We start from the raw sequence: 18,736 nt of genomic DNA on the forward strand, positions 1-18,736 counted from the left end.
ATGGATCGATCGATGAACCTGAAAACCCAAGCCGTGCGGGCACTCGCCGTGGCGAGCCTCGCCGGCCCGCTCGCGGGCTGTTCCTGGTTCGCGCCGAGCGGCGAGCCGCCCGCGATGCCGTCTCCCGCGCACTACGGCACCACGCCGCAAGTCCAGCAGACGGTGTCCGCGCAAGGCGTCGCGCAGCAGTTCGAGGTCGGCGCGCAGCCGGTGCCCGACTGGTGGAAACAGTACCGCTCCGATGCGCTGAATGCGCTCGTCGATGAAGGGCTGCGCAACAGCCCGACCTTGAGCGCAGCATCGCACTCGCTCGATGCCGCGCGCGAACAGCTGCGCGGGCAGATCGGCAGCTCGATGCTGCCGTCGATCGAAGCGGGCGGCCAGGCCACGCGCCAGCGCGCACTCGGCGTGCCGATTCCCGCGCTCGGCGCGCCGACACTGCTGTACGACACGTTCGTCGGGCAGCTGCAGGCGAGCTACACGATCGACCTGTTCGGCGTGTCGCGTTTCGCGAACCGCGCGCTGGCACGACGCGTCGACGTCAGCGCGTTCCAGCTCGAATCCGCGCGGCGCGCGCTGGCCGCGAACATCGTCACCGCGTCGATCACGGTGTCGGTGCTGAATGCGCAGATCAACACGACCGAGCGGCTCGTCGCGCTCGCCAATGACCAGGCGCACGATGCCGAACGCCGCTACGCGCTCGGTTCCGCCTCGCGCAGCGACGCACTGAACGCGCGGCAAAGCGCCGACACGTTCGCGGCGAGCCTGCCCGCGCTGCGCCAGCAACGCGACTCGGCACGCCATGCGCTCGCGGTGCTGGTCGGCCGCACGCCCGACCGGCCGCCGGCCGACCTCACGCTCGCCGATCTGCACTTGCCCGAACAGGTGCCCGTCGTCGTGCCGTCGGACCTGCTGCAAAGCCGCCCGGACATCCAGGCGGCCGACGCGGGGCTGAAGGCGGCCGCGGCCGAAGTGGGCCTCGCGACCGCGCAGATGTTCCCGCAGCTGTCGCTGTCGGCTGCGATGGGCAAAGGCGGCTTCAGCTGGCCGACGATGCTGTCGGGCGCCGGTTCGATCTGGAACATCGGCGCATCGCTGAGCCAGCCGATCTTCCACGGCGGTGCCCTGCTCGCGCAGCGCCGCGCGGCGAAGGCGACCTACGAGGCCGCGGTCGACCAGTACAAGCAGGCCGTGCTCGGCGCGTTCCAGAACGTCGCCGATGCACTCGCGGCGCTCGAACACGATGCGGAGGCGCTCGACGCGTCGTCCCGCGCCGCGCTGTCCGCGCGCGGCGCGTACGACGACGCGGCGGCCCGCGTGCGGCTCGGCGCGCTGCCGCCATCGGCCGCGCGTGCCAGCGAGCTGCAGTATCGCAACGCGCGGCTCGACGAGATCCGTGCGACCGGCGCGCGGTTCGCGGATACCGCACGGCTTTACCAGGCGATGGGCACGCCGCCGGTCGACCAGGCCGACAAGTCCGGCCCGTCCGGCAAGGCCGACAAGGCGGCCGACAACGCAACCGGCCAGCAAGCACGCGCCGCCACCGCCGACACCCCGCCTGTGCCGCAATAAGCCGGCCCTGCCATCGGGTGCGCGCGAAATTCCCCCGCGCACCCGATTCCCGATCTTCCGCTTGACCCTCACGTAGCGTAACGTTCGAGACTCCAGTGTGCGTACCGAACGGAGGAACGAATGCGACTGAAAGTGGGAGAACTGGCGAAACGCAGCGGGCTGACCGTCCGCACGCTTCATCACTATCACGCGATCGGTCTGCTGACGCCTTCGGCGCGCGCCGACAACGGCTACCGGCTGTACGACCGCCACGACATCGCCCGGCTCCACCAGATCCAGGCGCTGCGTCGCTTCGGCCTGTCGCTCACCGAAATCGGCGACCACCTGAACCAGCCCGACACCCCGCTCGTCGAGCTCGTCGCGAAGCAGATCGCGCTGCTCGACCGTCAGCTTGCGCAGACCGCGCAGCTGCGCGAGCGGCTCGTCAGCCTGCATGCGCAGCTTGCCGCGGGCACGGAGCCGGAGCTGGCTGATTGGCTCACCACACTGGAGTTGATGACCGTGTACGACAAATATTTTTCCGAGGAAGAACTCGCGCGCCTGCCGATGTACCAGAAGAGCCAGGCGGGCGACGCCGAATGGATCGCGCTCGTCGATGAAGTTCGCGCGCTGCACGACGCGGGCGTGCCCGCCGAGGACGACCGCACCCGTGTGCTCGCCGGCCGCTGGATGGCGCTGCTCGTGCGCGACACGAACAACGACCCGCGGCTGCTGGCGAAGCTGAACCTGATGCACGAACACGAACCGGCGATGCAGTCGAAGATCGGCATTTCGACTGCGCTGCGCGACTATGTGCTGCGCGCGTCGTCGGAAACGAAGATGCGGATCTTCGAGAAGTATCTCGCGCCGGACGAGATCCGCTTCATGCGGGCCCACTACGGTGAAAGCGCGATGGCATGGCCGCAACTGATGGGCGACGTGCGCGATGCGATCGATGCGGGCGCCAGGCCGGATTCACCGGAAGGCCGCGCGCTCGCGCAGCGCTGGCTCGCGCTGTTCTGCAGCTATGCCGGCACCGATCCGGCCACGCATGCGAAATTCCGCCACGCGATGATGAACGAGCCGTCACTGACGCAGGATTCGTGGATCGACGACACGTTGATCGGTTTCGTGCGGGACGCGATGGCGCAGCTTGCGCCTGCGCAATGAACACGTCGAGCGCGTTGAGCGCATGACGGTACGGGCGGCGGGCGGATTGCCCGCGCGCCGCCCGCTTCACCCTTTGCAACCCGTGCACGGCGCGCGGCCGGCGCAACGACGCGCGACCGGCGCCGCCCCGCCACCTCGGCACCTGGCGGTTGCGACGTGTCAGTCCGGCTCACCGACGCCGTCATCGCTGAACGCGAGCAGGTCGCCGGGCTGGCAGTCGAGATAGCGGCAGATCGCCTCGAGCGTCGCGAAACGGATGCCCTTGACCTTCCCTTGCTTGAGCAGCGACAGATTCTGTTCGGTGATGCCGACGGCCGCCGCGAGATCCTTCGAGCGGACCTTGCGCGTCGCGAGCATCACATCGAGCTTGACCACGATCGACATGGCGCGCCTCAGACGAACTGGCGATGCTCGGCATCGAGCGTACTCGCCTGCCGGAGGATGTGTGCGATCACGGCAATGCAGGCCGCGGTGAACAGCGCGACGACGTACGGCAGGCCGAAGCCAATGCTGACCATGCGCTGGCCGACCGGTTCGAGCATCGTCGCCCACATACTGAGGAGCGGTTCGCACAGTACGCTCAGCAATACCCACAGGCCGATCGCGCGCCCGGTCTTGCCTAGATGGCCGGCCGCTTGCGCGGAGAAGTAGTCGCGGTGCGCATACGTGCGGAACAGCAGACGCAGGTGACGCAGGCCGTGCACAAGCGCGACGAGCGGTACGCCCGACAACAGAAAGCCGCCGACCTTCTGCCACCACGGGAACGCAGCGACGTCGACGTTCAGGTTGGAGATCACCGAGTCAGACAAGCCGAATGCAAACCCGGGCCCAGTACGAGTCAGGATCAACGACGGAAAGGCCCAGAACGCTGCGTTAAGCACCAACAGGCCGACGATCAACGACATCGTGACGGCAGCCATGCACTGGCTGATACGGGCAATGCGATCGGAATGCATGCGAAGTCCTCGACGGGGAATGAACGTGCGTCGAGTGTACACCGATAATTATCGTAAAACGATAATTAATCGTCGCACTGACATGATTTCTTATCGTGCGGCATGTTCGACCCTCCTCGACAGGCGCGTATCGCACGCACCGTCGCGACCGCCGAGCGCGTGCCTATTGATAGTCACGCACGCTGATCCCGTGCCAATGCTTCGTCATGTAGCGCAGGAACGCGGGTTGGGCTTTCAGGTCCGCATTCGGCACGGGCGCCGCGCCGCCGTCGAAACGCTTGCCCCGGTGCGTCAGCACTTCCTCGCCGCGCAGCACGTACTTTTTCCCCTGGTCGATCAGGAAGTACTTGACTGCATCGGGGCTGACGTCACCGCGGCAGCCGATCTTGTACGCAAACAGGAACTGCCTGCGGCCGTTGCCGAGCAGGTCCGGCATCTCGACCGACGCGGGCACGACGTCGAGCACCTTGTCCTCACCGCATTCGGTCACGTCGTCACGCACCGACCAGTCGGGCTGCCGGTTCAGCGTGCCGACCACCCGGAGATGCACGTCGTCGCCCTGTTCGGTGGTCGCGAACGTGACGGCATGTGCGCCGGCCGCGTCGGTCCACTTGGTTTCGGCAGCCTGCACCGGGTTGAGCCACGACGCGACGGCGGCAACGGCGAGCCAGCGGCTCGCGGCAAAGACCTGTTTCATGAATGAAGACGACCCCGGATTGAACGCGCCATTATCCGCATGGGCACATCGCGCCGCCACCCGTTCGATGCGCCCCGCTCACCCGCCGCGCGACCCGAGCCCGAGCGCCTTCAGGCGGCGGTACAGCGTCCGCTCGCTCATTCCCGTCCGTTCGGCCAGTGCCTTGCGCGTGCCGGCGAACCCGCTTGCGATCCGCACGAGTTCGGCATCCGTCAGCACACCAGCCGCCCCCTCCTGCGGTAGCGCCGATGGGACAACCAGCTCGGCCGGCAGATGCTCGACGCGGATCGTCCCGTCGTCCGCGAACAGGCACGCGCGCTCGAGCACGTTGCGCAGCTCGCGGATGTTGCCCGGCCACGCATACGCATCGAGACACGCGCGCGCGCGCTCGGTCAGCACGAACGGCCGGGCCGCGAACGGCCGCGCGCCCGCGTCGCCCGCACTGGCGCGCGCGTTCGCGATCCGCCGCAGGATCGACTCGGCCAGCAGCGCGACGTCCCCGCGCCGGTCGCGCAATGCCGGCAGCGGAATCGGAAACGCATTGATCCGGTAGTAGAGATCCTGCCGGAACCGGCCGTCGTCGATCATCTCGCGCAGCGGCTTGTGCGTCGCCGCGACCAGCCGGAAATCCGCGCGCAGCGCCTCGACGCCGCCGACACGGCGGAACGTGCCCGACTCGATCAGCCGCAGCAGCTTCACCTGCATCGGCAGCGGCACGTCGCCGATCTCGTCGAGAAACAGCGTGCCGCCCTGCGCGGTCTCGACGAGGCCCGGCTTGCGCTGGTTCGCCCCCGTGAAGGCACCCTTCTCGTAGCCGAACAGTTCGCTCTCGAACAGCGTCTCGGCAATCCCCGAGCAATCGACGACGACGAACGGCCCCATCGCGCGATCGCTCGCCTCGTGCAGCGCACGGGCGAACAGCTCCTTGCCGGTGCCCGATTCGCCGAGCAGCAGCACCGGCAGCATCGAGGGCGCCACGCGCTGCAGTGCGCCGAGCGCCGCATTGAACGCGTCGGCACCGCCGACGAGCCCTTCCGCACTCGGCTGCGCGGATGCGCTGCGCACCGTCGTCAGCCGCTCGACGTACGCGATCACGTTGCCGTGCGCATCGAAGATCGGCCGCAATTCGACGTCGACATGCTCGGGGCCGCGCGGCGTGTGGTGGATGTGCAGCACGCGGTTCAGCCCGCGCGATTCGAGCGCCTGCTTCATCGGGCAATGCTCGCCGGCCTGGTCGCACGGCACGTCGTAGTGATGCGAGACCTCGAAGCAGTGCCGGCCCACGTGCTCGACGCCGGCCACGCCGAACTGGCGCCGGTACGCATCGTTCGCCGCGAGGATGCGGTAGTCGGGATCGACGACGATCATCGGCTGCGGATCCTGCTCGAGATACGCAACGAGCGCGCGCACGTCGGGCATGACGTCGTGGCGCGGCGCGGGGACGATCGGGATGGTGTCGTGCGGATTCATGCGGACGCTCGGTGAAGGGGCTGCCTGACGAACTGCCAGGCGGACTGCCAATTCTGCCACGACACTGCCAGTTATGGCAGTCCACAGTGTCGGACGGATGCCGCCGACGCCCGCGCATCGCTGCGGCCGCGCCCAAAACCCGAACCAAATCAAGTCCCTGGCAGATCCGCCGGCACTGCGATGCAGGCTGGCACGCTTCTTGAATTACCGATCACGATGAAAGATGCAGAACCCGATCGAGGACACCCCGTGAGCGATGCCACCACCCTGTCGGTCGAAGGCTTTTTCGACCCGGCGACCCACACCGTCAGCTATTTGCTGCTCGATACCGCGAGCCGCGCGTGCGCGCTGATCGACAGCGTGCTCGACTACGACCCGAAATCCGGCCGCACGCACACGGCCAGCGCCGACCGTCTGATCGCCCGCGTCGCCGAACTCGGCGCGGACGTGCACTGGCTGCTGGAAACCCATGTGCACGCCGACCACCTGTCGGCTGCGCCGTACCTGAAGGAACACGTCGGCGGCCGGATCGCGATCGGTTCGCACGTGCGCCGCGTGCAGCACGTGTTCGGCACGCTGTTCAACGCGGGCCCCGGCTTCGCGCAGGACGGCCGCCAGTTCGACCGGCTGCTCGACGACGGCGACACGCTCGCGCTCGGCGCGCTGACGATCCGCGCGCTGCATACGCCGGGCCACACGCCCGCGTGCATGACGTACTGCGTCGACGACGCGACGCAGCGCGCGGCCTTCGTCGGCGACACGCTGTTCATGCCTGACTACGGCACGGCGCGCTGTGACTTCCCGGGCGGCGACGCGCGCACGCTGTACCGCTCGATCGCGCGCGTGCTCGGCCTGCCGCCCGACACGCGCCTGTACCTGTGCCACGACTACCAGCCAGGCGGCCGCGACGTGCAATTCGAGACGACCGTGGCCGAGCAGCGCCACGCGAACGTGCACGTGAAGGACGGCGTGACCGAGGACGATTTCGTCGCGATGCGCACCGCGCGCGACGCCACGCTCGCGATGCCGGTGCTGATGCTGCCGTCCGTGCAGGTCAACATGCGCGCCGGCCACCTGCCCGAGCCCGAAAACAACGGCGTGCGCTACCTGAAGATCCCGCTCGACGCGATCTGAGCCGCGCGCCCCACCCGGAGAACCCCGACATGACCATCCGCAAGCTGACCGACGCGCTGTCGGTCTCGCCGCAGATCGCGGCGGCCGACCTGCCCGCGCTTCACGCGGCCGGCATCCGCGCGATCATCTGCAACCGCCCCGACGGCGAAGGCCCCGACCAGCCGACCGTCACCGAGATCCGCGCGGCCGCCGCGCCGCTCGGCATCGACGTGCATTACCTGCCGGTCGATACGGGCAAGGTGACCGACGACCAGGCCGCGCAGTTCGGCGCGCTCGTCGCGTCGCTTGAAGGCCCGGTGCTCGCGTACTGCCGCAGCGGCACGCGTTCGGCCACGCTGTGGGCGCTGTCGCAAGCCGGCCTGCGCCCGCTGAACGACATCGTCGCGACGGCTGCTGCGGCCGGCTACGACCTGCGCGCGCTCGCCTCGCGGGTCGTGCAAGGCGGCAGGCAGGCGGCACCGGCCGTCGACGCGCGGCACGACATCGTGATCGTCGGCGCGGGCGCGGCCGGCATCGCGGTCGCGTCGAGCCTGCTCGCGCGCGACGCATCGCTCGACATCGCGGTGATCGATCCGGCCGACGTCCACTACTACCAGCCGGGCTGGACGATGGTCGGCGCGGGCGTGTTCCGGCCCGAGACCACCGCGCGCCGGATGACCGACGTGCTGCCACGCGGCGTGCACCGGATCCAGGCCGCCGTCGCGGGCTTCGAGCCCGACGCACAGACGGTCGTGCTCGACGGCTGCCGCCGCATCGGGTATCGCAAGCTCGTCGTGTGCCCGGGGCTCAAGCTCGACTGGCACGCGATCGACGGCCTCGCCGACACGCTCGGCCGCAACGGCGTCACGTCGAACTACCGCTACGATCTCGCGCCGTACACGTGGGAGCTCGTGCGCGCGTTCCGCGGCGGCAACGCCCTCTTCACGCAGCCGCCGATGCCGATCAAGTGCGCCGGTGCGCCGCAGAAGGCGATGTACCTGTCGTGCGACCACTGGCGGCGCGCGGGCCGCCTCGAGGCCGCGAACGTCGAGTTCCTGAATGCGGGCGGCGCGCTGTTCGGCGTCGCCGACTACGTGCCCGCGCTGATGGAGTACGTGAAAAGCTACGACATCGCGCTGTCGTTCGGCCACAACCTCGTCTCGATCGACGGGCCCGCACGCCGCGCGACGTTCGCGCGCGCGCTGCCGGACGGCGGCAAGGAAACCGTCGTGCGTTCGTTCGACATGATCCATGTCGTGCCGCCGCAGAAGGCGCCCGACTTCGTGCGTTCGAGCCCGCTCGCCGACGCGGCCGGCTGGATCGACGTCGATCCGGCGACGCTGCGGCACCGGCAGTTCCCGGACATCTACGCGCTCGGCGACGCGACCAACACGACCAATGCGAAAACGGCCGCGGCCGCCCGCAAGCAGGCGCCCGTCGTCGCGCACAACCTGCTCGCGTCGCTCGGCCGCGCGCACGGCGATGCCGCGTATGACGGCTACGGCTCGTGCCCGCTCACCGTCGAGCGCGGCAAGATCGTGCTCGCCGAGTTCCTGTACGGCGGCAAGGTCGCACCGACCTTCCCCGCGTGGCTGATCGACGGCAAGCGCCCGTCGCGGCTCGCGTGGCTGCTCAAGGAACGCGTGCTGCCGCCGCTCTACTGGAAGGCGATGCTCAAGGGCCGCGAATGGCTCGCGAAGCCCGCGATCGCACGTTGACCGGAGCCCGCTGACGTCATGCTGATTTCCCTCGTACTGGGCGGTTTCGTCGGTGCCGTGCTCGGCCTGACCGGCGCCGGCGGCGGCATCCTCGCGGTGCCCGCGCTCGTCGTCGGCATGGGCTGGCCGATGCAGCAGGCCACGCCCGTCGCGCTGGTCGCGGTGGCCGGCAGCGCCGCGCTCGGCGCGCTCGAAGGTTTCCGCCGCGGGCTCGTGCGCTATCGCGCGGCGCTGCTGATGGCCGTGGCCGGCGTGCCGCTGACCACGCTCGGCGTGCGGCTCGCGCACGTGCTGCCGCAACGCCTGCTGCTCGCGCTGTTCGCACTGACGATGCTGGTCGTCGCCGGCCGCCTGTTGCGGCAGGCGCTGCGGCACGCGCCGGTCGACGCCGACGCGTCGCCGCTGTGCGTCGGCCGCGTGAATCCCGATACGGGCCGGCTCGTGTGGTCCTGGCCGGTCGGCGTCGCGCTGGCGTCAACCGGCGCGATGACGGGCCTGATGACAGGGCTGCTCGGCGTCGGCGGCGGCTTCGTGATCGTGCCGATGCTGCGCAAGTTCACGAACGTGTCGATGCATGGCGTCGTCGCGACGTCGCTGATGGTGATCGCGCTCGTCGGCACCGGCGGCGTGTTCGCGACGCTCGTATCGGGCACGCGCGCACCGCTCGACGTGACGCTGTGGTTCACCGTCGCGACCGCGCTCGGCATGGCCGCCGGCCGCGGCGCGTCGCACCACCTCGCGGCGCGGCACGTGCAGGCCGGGTTCGCGGCCGTGCTCGTGTGCGTCGCGCTCGGGCTGCTGGCGAAGGCGGCGTTCGGCGCGTAACGCGGCATACGATCGGGCGCGGGCAACGAACCCGCGCACGATCGCGATGAGCCCGCCATGCCGAAATCTTCACAATTCGCCGGGAGTCCCGTGCTAGATTCGTGTCGCGTCGCCATCGCGACGGGTATCGAATCTAACAACTAGTAAGGATTCCTGTAATGGCCATCAGCACACGAGGATGCGCGGCGATTGCCACGCTGCTGTTCGCACCGCTCACCGCTTTCGCCACCCCTGCCTACACCGCCGCACTGACGCTCGCCACGCTGTCGCCATCGGTCGGCGGAACCGACAAGGCCACGCTCAAGCTCACCAACACCGGCACCGCGCCCGCAGCCGCCGGGCTGTTCATCGGGATGCCGGTCGGCTTCAGCGCGAACGGTCTCACCAGCACCTGCGGCGGCACGCTCACCGACGACGGGGCGTCGCGCGCCGCACTGTCGGGCATGACGGTGCCGGCCGGCGGCACCTGCACGCTCGGCTTCACGCTCGACGTGCCGCCCGTCGCGGCGTTGCCGCCGGCGGGGGCGCGCAGCTTCACGATCGCGGCCGACACGGCCGCGGGGCTCGCGACGCTGTCCGCCGCCACGGCACCCACGCTCTCCGGCTTCCTCGGCGCAACGCCGGGCCTCTACAGCAACACGTGGTTTCCGTCGACGGTGCGCAGCGTCGGCACGCTCGACCTGTTCATCACGCCGCAGACGGACCCGGGCCCGAACTCGAACGTGTTCTGGTCGAACCAGGTCAATTCGCTGCACGGCTATACCGGCCTGCAGTCGACCGAGCTGGTGTCGGCCAGCGAAGGCGTCGGCAAGCAATTCCTGTTCAGCCTGTGGGGCGCGACCGCCGCGAAGCCCGGCACGCCCGCGAGCGCCGGCATCGGCGCGGGCAGCTATTGCACGGTCAGCGGCTCGGCGACCGACGGCAGCGCGGGCGCGCAGTGCCGCTATCGCTACGACTGGCAGGCCGGCCACACCTACCGGTTCCGCATCACGCCCGACGCGAACCAGGGCCCCGGCTGGTTCAAGAGCAACGTCACCGACGTGACGCCCGGTTCGGCCGGCGACAGCTTCGACATCGGCAGCATCTATGTCGGCACGACGCAGACGCAGGTGCCCGTCTCGTCGATCAGCCAGTGGGTCGAATATTTCGACTGGAACTCGAGCCGCACGAGTTGCACGTCGATCGCGTACACGGACGCGCAGTTCAGCATTCGCGCGTACGACGCGATCGGCAACGCGGTGACGGTGCCGGCGCCGTCGGTCACGGTCAACAAGACCTGCCCGGCCAGCGATGCGAATGCGTCCGTGTCGAACGGCGCCGCGACGCTGATCGGCGGCCCGCAGCAATCGGCGGCCGGCCTCGTGAAAGCGAACGGTACCTGCCTGACCGCGTCCGGCGGCCTGGCCGAAGGCCATCCGGCCGTGCTCGGTGCGTGCCCGACGCTCGCATCGGTGCGCACGTCCGGCGGCACGCACTTCAATCCGCAACTGTGGGTCGTTGCGGGTGACGGTACGCTGCAGACCAAGTACAGCTACTGCCTCACCGCGCAAACCAACGGCGCGCTGCTGCGCACGTGCGCGGCCGGTGCGGCGGCTCAGCAATGGCGGGTGAACGCCGGTACGGCACCCGGTTCGGCGCAACTCGTGTCGCAGTCGACAGGCCGCTGCCTGGCGCCTGCCGCCGGCGGCGCGTTGACGCTCCAGCCGTGCACGGCCGCCACGGCAGTCTGGACAACGCCTGGCAAGAGCTTCGCGTACTGACCGGCTCAGACCAGCGCGCAGCGCCACCGAACAAAACGCCCGGCCCGACTCGTCGTCGGCACCGGGCGTTTTTTACTGCAACGGGCACCACCGGCCAACGAAACGATAGGCCGTCGTCATCAAAACAGCTGCGGCGTAACCGTCATTTGAGCCATTCACGCAGCCTGCCGGCAATGCTGGATCGCTCGACATACCCCAGTGCCGAAACCGCACACATCGCTCCGATTGCCGCATACAGCAACACCATTTCTCCGTGCCTTCCGAAGTCCGGCCATGCAGCATTGGTCAAAACCGCAAGAACGATCGATCCTGCAACGCCGCCCACGATGACCAGCATCGGCAAGACTGCCTTCCGCGGAAGTCGCGTGCCAGCCCAATAGACCGGATACGAAAGCAGCATGGCCACCGGCAATGCGACCGCGAAAGCAACCGCGGAAAAAACGATCGACACACCGCCGAAATCCCTGACGGACAAAATGCCGATGAGCAAGCCGGCCGCGATCGCGGCAGTCAGACTTGCGCCGAGCCAATCAGAAATCTTCAATTTTTTCTCCCGTGGCGCCCGCCGGCAATCCGGAGCGGCTTCGGCACTTTTGCGAGGCATATCTGCAAGCCCGTCTCGTCAAACAAAACGCCCGGCCCGACTCGTCGTCGGCACCGGGCGTTGTCCATCGCGATCACAACCTGAACGTCAGGTCGCGAATCCTGCCATCCGCTTGCGTTCCTGCCGCAGCATCACGAAGTTCGCGATCACGACGCCGGCCGTCACCGCGACGATGAACAGCGTCGCAAGCGCATTCATCTCCGGATTCAACCCGAGGCGCACGCGCGAGAACACCACGAGCGGCAGCGTCGTCGAGCCGGGACCCGACAGGAACGCCGACAGCACGAGGTCGTCGATCGACAGCGTGAACGACAGCAGCCAGCCCGCGATCAGCGCTTGCGAAATCAGCGGCAGCGTGATCGTGAAGAACACCTTCAGCGGCGTCGCGCCGAGATCGAGCGCGGCTTCCTCCAGCGACGGGTTCAGCTCGCGCACGCGCGACTGCACGATGATGGCCACGTACGAGATGCACAGCATCACGTGGCCGAGCCAGATCGTGAACACGCCACGCTCGGCCGGCCAGCCGATCCACTTCGCCAGTTCGATGAACAGCAGCAGCAGCGAGATCCCCTGGATCACCTCGGGAATCACGAGCGGCGCGTTGATCATCCCGCTGAACAGCGCGAAGCCACGAAAGCGCCCCATCCGGGCGAGCACGAAACCGGCCCAGGTGCCGATGATCACCGACGCGAACGCGGTCAGCACGCCGATCTTCAGCGACAGCCACGCGGCCGTCAGCAGCTCGTCGTCCTCGACGAGCGCCGCGTACCACCGGAACGAGAAGCCCGACCACACGGTGACGAGCTTCGACTCGTTGAACGAATAGACGATCAGGCTGACGATCGGGATATACAGGAACGCGAAGCCGGCAAACAGCGCCGCGAACTGCAGGTAACGATTCGGCTTCATCGGCGGCCTCCCTGCTCCTTCGCCTGGAAGTGCTGGAACATCGCCATCGGCACGAGCAGCAGCAGCACCATCGCGCAGGTCACGGCCGACGCCATCGGCCAGTCTGCGTTGTTGAAGAACTCATTCCACATCACGCGGCCGATCATCAGCGTGTTCGCGCCGCCGAGCAGCTCCGGAATCACGTACTCGCCCACCGCCGGGATGAACACGAGCAGGCAGCCCGCGATGATCCCGTTCTTCGACAACGGCAGCGTGATCTGCACGAACGCCTTCCACGGCTTGGCGCCGAGGTCGTAAGCGGCTTCGAGCAGGCGCAGGTCCATCTTCACCAGGTGCGCGTACAGCGGCATCACGAGGAACGGCAGGTACGAATACACCATCCCGATGTACACCGCGTAGTTGGTGCGATACAGCTCGATCGGCGTATGGGTCAGGCCGATCCACATCAGGAAGTTGTTCAGCAGCCCGTTGTTCTTCAGAATGCCGATCCACGCGTACACGCGGATCAGGAACGACGTCCAGAACGGCAGCATCACGCCCATCATCAGCAGGTTGCGGGTCGCCGGGTTCGAGCGCGCGATGTAGTACGCCATCGGATAGCCGATCAGCAAACACAGCAGCGTCGTGATCGCGGCCACCCACACCGAGTTCACGTAGGTCGCGAAATACAGGCTGTCCGTGAACAGGAACGCGTAGTGCGACAGGTTCAGCGCGACGTGCACGACGCCGTCGGTGTACGACGCAAGCTCCGTGTACGGCGGGATGCCGAGCTGCAGCTCCGCGAAACTGATCTTGACGACCAGCACGAACGGCACGAGGAAGAACAGCACGAGCCACGTGAACGGCCCCGCGACGACCGCCGTGGCGCCCGTCAGGTTGAAGCGCCGCACCGGCCACGAGAGCATGGACTTGAACGTGGTCATGACGTCAGCACCACGCCGGCCGTCGCGCTCCAGCGCACGTAGATCTCGTCGCCGAGCGACGGCGTGTCGAGCTCGGAAATCGCGAGGCTCGACACGTTCGCGATCACCGTCTTGCCCGCGTCGAGCCTCACGTGATACAGCGAGTAGCCGCCCATGTACGCGACGTTGCTGATCCGGCCGCGCGCCCAGTTGAACGCGCCTTCGGGCGGCTTGCGCGTGAGCGCGATCCGTTCGGGGCGCACCGACACCGTGACCGGCATCCCGAGCGGGCCCGAGATCCCGTGGCTCACGTACAGCCGGCTCGGCAGCTCCGGCGATTCGATGTACACGTGGTCGGGCTCGTCTTCGACGGTCACGCCTTCGAACAGGTTCGTCGAGCCGATGAATTCGGCCGAGAAGCGGCTGTTCGGATATTCGTACACTTCGTTCGGCGAGCCGATCTGCACGATCTGCCCTTCGCTCATCACCGCGAGGCGATTCGCCATCGTCATCGCCTCTTCCTGGTCGTGCGTGACCATGATGCAGGTGACGCCGACCCTGTTCAGGATGTTGACGAGCTCGATCTGCGTGCGCTGGCGGATCTGCTTGTCGAGCGCGGACATCGGCTCGTCGAGCAGCAGCAGCTTCGGCCGCTTGACCAGCGAGCGCGCGAGCGCGACGCGCTGCTGCTGGCCGCCCGACAGCTGATGCGGCTTGCGCTTCGCGTACTTGCTCATCTGCACGAGTTCGAGCACCGATGCGACGCGCTCCTTCAGCTCGGCCTTCGGCGTGCCTTCCTGCTTGAGACCGAACGCGACGTTCGACTCGACCGACATGTGCGGGAACAGCGCATACGACTGGAACATCATGTTCACGGGCCGCTTGTACGGCGGCATCTGCGCGAGGTCCTCGCCGTCGATCAGGATCTTGCCCGACGTGACCGTCTCGAGGCCCGCGAGCATCCGCAGCAACGTCGACTTGCCGCAGCCCGAGCTGCCGAGCAGCGCGAACAGCTCGCCCTGGCGCACGGTCAGGTTGACGCTGCGCACGGCTTCGGTGTCGCCGAATTTCTTGACGACGTCGACGATCTGGACAAAGGTCTCGGCGCGCGCATCGGCGCCGGAGGAGGAAACGGAGGACGGCGCGCCCGCGACCGGCGCACCCGACTGGCTATTCATGATGTGCTGCTTCTCTCCTGCGTTGAACGAACAAAGCCCCCGGGGGTACCAGGGGCTTCATGACTGCTGGGAACATCGGTGCGTGTCAGCGGCCCGACTTCAGCTCGGTCCACAGACGCGTCTGCAGACGCTGGATTTCAGGCGGCAGCGGCTTGAGCAGGAACAGCGTCTTCACGACGTCGGCCGGCGGATAGACGGCCGGGTCGTTCGCGACGTCGGGCCGCACGTACTTGCGGGCCTCGGCGTTGGCGCTCGGGTAGTACACCGCGTTCGTGATCGCCGCGTGAACCTTCGGATCCTCGATGTAGTTGATCCACTGCAGCGCGGCATCCTTGTCCTTCGCATCCTTCGGGATCGCCATCACGTCGAACCACACCGGCGCGCCGCCCTTCGGAATGTAGTACTCGATCTTGTACGGCTTCTTCGCTTCCATCGCGCGATGCTTCGCGATCACGACGTCGCCCGACCAGCCGAACGCGAAGCAGATGTCGCCGCCGACCAGGTCGTTGATGTAGCCCGACGAGTTGAATTGCGTGATGTACGGGCGGATCTTCTTCAGCACTTCCATCGCCGCCTTGTAGTCGGCCGGGTTCGTGCTCATCGGATCCTTGCCGATGTAGTGCAGTGCGGCCGCGAACATCTGGTCGGGTGCGTCGAGCACCGACACGCCGCAGGTCTTCAGCTTCGAGATGTTTTCCGGCTTGAACAGGATGTCCCAGTTGTCGAGCGGCACCTTGCCGAGCGCCTGCTGCGCCTTCGTCAGGTTGTACGCGAGACCGGTCGTGCCGTACGCCCAGGGTACCGAGAACTTGTTGCCCGGGTCCGCGCCGGCGACGAGCGCCATCAGTTGCGGATCGAGGTACTTGAGGTTCGGCAGCTTCGACTTGTCGAGCGGCGCGAAGATGCCGGCGGCGATCTGCTTGCCCGCGTAGTTGCTGGTCGGCACGACGATGTCGTAGCCCGAGCTGCCCGTCAGCAGCTTCGCCTGCAGCGTGTCGTCGCTGTCGTAGTTGTCGTAGCGGACCTTGACGCCCGTCTGCTTCTCGAAGTTCGGGATCGTGTCCTTCGCAATGTAGTCCGACCAGTTATAGACATTGAGCTGCGTATCCTTCGCCGATGCCGCCGATGCACCCACGCACAGCGCGAGCGCTGCGAACCGGCCCACTACCTTTGCTTTCATCCCGTTCTCCCTCCGACCGGACACGTTGCCCGGCTGCCGTCTGCCTCGTCATGGCGGCGCATTCTGGCGCGCCACCCCTCGAAAACCCCGAAAACTACCATCATTCGTGCCCCGTCACAAAAAAATCATGGCGGTGTCGCGCAAACGGAACAGATTCCCGCCGCCGGCCAGGCAGGCCGCCCGTGCGACGGGGCGTTCCCGGGGAATTCTATCGGTTAATCGGCGGCTGTCCACCGGGAAAAACAGGCGGCGGCTCGCGCGTTCGCCGGCCGGACGCGCGGGCCGCCCGGCGGCTGCGCCCGGCACCCGGCCGTACTGTCACGCCGCTGCACCAGTACGGCATGCTGGCCGCGCCCGCCCGACCGACCGGCCGCGATGCATTAAAATGGCGGCTGACGATTCAACTGCGTGAACCCTTCCGATGGCCTCCAATCTCCACGACCTGCCCGACAGCCCCTGCATCGGCGTGTGCTCGACCCTCTTCGACGAAGTCTGCAAGGGCTGCGGCCGCACGGCCGCCGAAGTGTCGAACTGGGTGTTCCTGAGCGACGACGAAAAGCGCGCGATCTGGGAGCGCATCTCGCGCGAAGGCACCGCGATGCGCTTCCAGTACGACAAGCTGTAAATCCGCCGCGCAAAAAAAGAGCGGCATGCCGACCGCCATGCCGCCAACCCCAACTCTGTTCTTTTCGCGCCGCGTCTAGAACTTCATCCCGACGCCCACGCCGACGATCAGCGGATCGATGTGCAGCGTGCCGATGCCCTTGTCGCCGAGCGTCGCATCGGTGCTCATCCAGATCTTCTTCACGTCGACGTTCACGAAGACCTTCTTCGTCACCTGCACGTCCACGCCGTACTGCAGCGCGGGGCCGATGCTGCTCTTGTTGATCGACACGCCCTGCCCGCCGACGTTGAGCCCGTTGTTGTAGAAGTACGTGTAGTTCACGCCCGCGCCGACGTACGGACGCACCTTGCCGGCATGATTGAAGTGGTACTGCAGCAGCAGCGTCGGCGGCAGCACGCCCACGCCGCCGAGATTGCCGACGCTCGACGTCATCTGGTGCCGCGACGTGCCGAGGATCAGCTCGACCCCGAGGTAGTCGCGGATCATGTACGTGAAATCGAGCTCGGGCACGATCGCGTTGTTCACGCCGACGTTGAGCGCACCCAGCGTGTCGCTCGCGCGTTCGTTCGGCTGGATGCTGATCGCGCGCAGTCGAACCAGGACATCGCCCTGATTGATGCCGTCGCCCGGCGAGGCCGCGTGCGACAGCGAAGGCATCGCGGCGAAAGCGGCTGCGACGGCCGCAGCGGTGACACAAGTTCGAATCGTTTTATGCATGGTACGGACCCCCAAAGAATGGTTTCCATTCTCCCTGTAGGGTCTTTTCGTCATCTTGATATCCGTCAAGCCAGCGTAAACGTGGGACGGTTTGCCGCAGGCTCCGCCGCACCGCCCGTCAGCAGCAGGTCGAGCAGATCGCGCACGCTGCGGATCGCACGGCCGAACGGCAACGCTTCGCGGCCGCGGAAGAACAGCCCGTTCGCGACGTCGCCGCGCAGCGCGGCCGCCATCCGCGTGTCGATGCAGAAATGGCCGAACTTCTCGATGCCGTCGCGCAAGCCGCATACGCTCAGGCATTCGAGCGCGGTCGGACAGCGCTGCTTCAGCGCGCCGAGCTTGGTACGGATGCGCGTCTCGTTGCGCAGGTAACGATCGAGCCACGGCGTTTTCACCGCGCGTGCGGGCAGCCCCGTCACGCTGACGAATTCGACGATGTCGTCGGGTGTCGCGTCGGCGAGCACGCGCTTGAAGTGCGGATGCGCATCGCCCTCTTCCGTCACCGCGAACGGTGTCCCCACCTGTACGCCGTTCGCGCCGGCCTCGAACACCGCGCGCACCGTGTCGTGACTGTTGATCCCGCCCGCAACGATCAGCGGGATCGTTTCGCGCGCGAGCCCGAGCGACGCCATCACCTGCGCGGTCTCGTCGAGCACGCGCGCGAAATCGAACCGGCCGTCGTGCATGTCGTCGATCTGCGTGACGCCGAGATGGCCGCCTGCATGCGCCGGATGCTCGATCACGATCGCGTCGGGCAGGCGCCCCTTCTTCATCCACTTCTTCAGCACCAGCGCGATCCCGCGGCTGTCCGACAGGATCGGAATCAGCGCGATGTCGTGTCCTTGCGTGAGATCGGGCAGGTCGAGCGGCAGGCCCGCGCCCATCACGATCGCATCGGCCCCCTCGTCGCATGCGACCCGCACGTAATCCGCATGTGCGCTCACCGCCTTCATCACGTTGACCGCGATCATCCCGCGCCCTTCGCCGTAGGTCTTCGCGAGGCGGATCTCGCGTGCGAGCGCCTCGAGGTTCGCGGCTTCGAGCGTCGCGCGATCGGGTTGTGCGCGGCAACGCGCGAGCAGGTCGGCATGATGGTGGCGCAGGTCGATGCTCGCGATCGTGCCGACCGCGCCTTCGCGCGCGACGCTGCCCGCGAGCCGGTGCGCGGAAATGCCGACGCCCATGCCGCCCTGCACGACAGGCAGCAAGGTGCGGCCGCGAATCGTCAGCGGCGGAAAGGAAGTGCGTACGGTCATCGGTTACCTCATCGGAACATCGGAACCGCGATGATCGACGATCCACCGACGCGCACCTTGACGGCCGTCAATAAAAAAACGGCACGCGAGCGTGCCGTTTCCGGT

Annotated in this window: 18 protein-coding genes; 7 read left to right on the forward strand and 11 right to left on the reverse strand. The window is 67.4% G+C overall.

From position 1 onward, the window contains the following. Together ACN8ZM_RS09325 and ACN8ZM_RS09330 are read left to right on the forward strand one after the other, a co-directional pair. Positions 1-1,572, forward strand: a complete 1,572-nt coding sequence (locus tag ACN8ZM_RS09325) for an efflux transporter outer membrane subunit (protein WP_420209854.1) — start codon at positions 1-3, stop codon at positions 1,570-1,572. A gap of 120 nt (positions 1,573-1,692) precedes the next feature. Beyond that, a complete protein-coding gene (locus ACN8ZM_RS09330) occupies positions 1,693-2,721 on the forward strand; it encodes a MerR family transcriptional regulator (RefSeq protein WP_043183013.1) in 1,029 nt (342 codons plus the stop codon). 159 nt (positions 2,722-2,880) lie between these two features. On the opposite strand, the gene ACN8ZM_RS09335 is transcribed toward ACN8ZM_RS09330, so the two are convergent. The 4 genes from ACN8ZM_RS09335 to ACN8ZM_RS09350 form a co-directional block, all read right to left on the reverse strand. Continuing rightward, positions 2,881-3,105, reverse strand: a complete 225-nt coding sequence (locus ACN8ZM_RS09335; protein WP_027787308.1) for a helix-turn-helix domain-containing protein — start codon at positions 3,103-3,105, stop codon at positions 2,881-2,883. Between the two features lie 8 nt (positions 3,106-3,113). Then, entirely contained in the window at positions 3,114-3,677 is a 564-nt protein-coding gene (locus ACN8ZM_RS09340) for a DUF2975 domain-containing protein (protein WP_420209855.1), read from the reverse strand. 163 nt (positions 3,678-3,840) lie between these two features. Further along, a complete protein-coding gene (locus ACN8ZM_RS09345; protein ID WP_420209856.1) occupies positions 3,841-4,374 on the reverse strand; it encodes a M949_RS01915 family surface polysaccharide biosynthesis protein in 534 nt (177 codons plus the stop codon). Between the two features lie 78 nt (positions 4,375-4,452). Then, positions 4,453-5,844 carry a sigma-54 interaction domain-containing protein gene (locus ACN8ZM_RS09350; protein WP_420209857.1) on the reverse strand — a complete coding sequence of 464 codons (1,392 nt, stop codon included), beginning with the start codon at positions 5,842-5,844 and terminating at the stop codon, positions 4,453-4,455. Positions 5,845-6,060: 216 nt separating this feature from the next. Here ACN8ZM_RS09350 and ACN8ZM_RS09355 point away from each other — a divergent pair, with 216 nt between their 5' ends. The 4 genes from ACN8ZM_RS09355 (at position 6,061) to ACN8ZM_RS09370 (ending at position 11,260) form a co-directional block, all read left to right on the forward strand. After that, positions 6,061-6,978 (forward strand): MBL fold metallo-hydrolase, encoded by a 918-nt coding sequence (locus ACN8ZM_RS09355; protein ID WP_089450572.1) that lies wholly within the window; start codon positions 6,061-6,063, stop codon positions 6,976-6,978. Positions 6,979-7,007: 29 nt separating this feature from the next. Further along, positions 7,008-8,675, forward strand: a complete 1,668-nt coding sequence (locus ACN8ZM_RS09360; RefSeq protein WP_089450573.1) for a bifunctional protein tyrosine phosphatase family protein/NAD(P)/FAD-dependent oxidoreductase — start codon at positions 7,008-7,010, stop codon at positions 8,673-8,675. 18 nt (positions 8,676-8,693) lie between these two features. Continuing rightward, positions 8,694-9,500 (forward strand): sulfite exporter TauE/SafE family protein, encoded by an 807-nt coding sequence (locus ACN8ZM_RS09365; protein WP_043183024.1) that lies wholly within the window; start codon positions 8,694-8,696, stop codon positions 9,498-9,500. A gap of 158 nt (positions 9,501-9,658) precedes the next feature. After that, entirely contained in the window at positions 9,659-11,260 is a 1,602-nt protein-coding gene (locus ACN8ZM_RS09370) for a ricin-type beta-trefoil lectin domain protein (RefSeq protein ID WP_420209858.1), read from the forward strand. Positions 11,261-11,402: 142 nt separating this feature from the next. On the opposite strand, the gene ACN8ZM_RS09375 is transcribed toward ACN8ZM_RS09370, so the two are convergent. The 5 genes from ACN8ZM_RS09375 to ACN8ZM_RS09395 form a co-directional block, all read right to left on the reverse strand. Beyond that, positions 11,403-11,804 carry a hypothetical protein gene (locus ACN8ZM_RS09375; protein WP_043183028.1) on the reverse strand — a complete coding sequence of 134 codons (402 nt, stop codon included), beginning with the start codon at positions 11,802-11,804 and terminating at the stop codon, positions 11,403-11,405. 147 nt (positions 11,805-11,951) lie between these two features. Next, positions 11,952-12,773 carry an ABC transporter permease subunit gene (locus ACN8ZM_RS09380; protein ID WP_043183029.1) on the reverse strand — a complete coding sequence of 274 codons (822 nt, stop codon included), beginning with the start codon at positions 12,771-12,773 and terminating at the stop codon, positions 11,952-11,954. Further along, positions 12,770-13,696: an ABC transporter permease subunit gene (locus ACN8ZM_RS09385; RefSeq protein ID WP_043183030.1), complete on the reverse strand. Its 927-nt coding sequence runs from the start codon at positions 13,694-13,696 to the stop codon at positions 12,770-12,772. Before ACN8ZM_RS09385 ends, ACN8ZM_RS09380 begins: the two co-directional genes overlap by 4 nt. Then, complete coding sequence (locus ACN8ZM_RS09390) at positions 13,693-14,853, reverse strand: ABC transporter ATP-binding protein (RefSeq protein ID WP_043183031.1); 1,161 nt, start codon at positions 14,851-14,853, stop codon at positions 13,693-13,695. The genes ACN8ZM_RS09385 and ACN8ZM_RS09390 overlap by 4 nt, the downstream gene beginning before the upstream one ends. Positions 14,854-14,938: 85 nt before the next feature. Then, entirely contained in the window at positions 14,939-16,033 is a 1,095-nt protein-coding gene (locus ACN8ZM_RS09395) for a polyamine ABC transporter substrate-binding protein (protein WP_420209859.1), read from the reverse strand. Positions 16,034-16,454: 421 nt separating this feature from the next. Here ACN8ZM_RS09395 and ACN8ZM_RS09400 point away from each other — a divergent pair, with 421 nt between their 5' ends. Beyond that, on the forward strand, positions 16,455-16,658 hold the full coding sequence (locus tag ACN8ZM_RS09400; protein WP_043183034.1) for a DUF1289 domain-containing protein: 204 nt from the start codon (positions 16,455-16,457) through the stop codon (positions 16,656-16,658). A 75-nt stretch (positions 16,659-16,733) separates the two neighbouring features. On the opposite strand, the gene ACN8ZM_RS09405 is transcribed toward ACN8ZM_RS09400, so the two are convergent. Continuing rightward, positions 16,734-17,375: an OmpW/AlkL family protein gene (locus ACN8ZM_RS09405; protein WP_420209860.1), complete on the reverse strand. Its 642-nt coding sequence runs from the start codon at positions 17,373-17,375 to the stop codon at positions 16,734-16,736. A gap of 65 nt (positions 17,376-17,440) precedes the next feature. Continuing rightward, a complete protein-coding gene (locus ACN8ZM_RS09410) occupies positions 17,441-18,631 on the reverse strand; it encodes an NAD(P)H-dependent flavin oxidoreductase (RefSeq protein ID WP_420209861.1) in 1,191 nt (396 codons plus the stop codon). Positions 18,632-18,736: the final 105 nt, after the last annotated feature.

The organism is Burkholderia aenigmatica, assembly GCF_048627025.1.
Classification (GTDB): Bacteria; Pseudomonadota; Gammaproteobacteria; order Burkholderiales; family Burkholderiaceae; genus Burkholderia; species Burkholderia aenigmatica.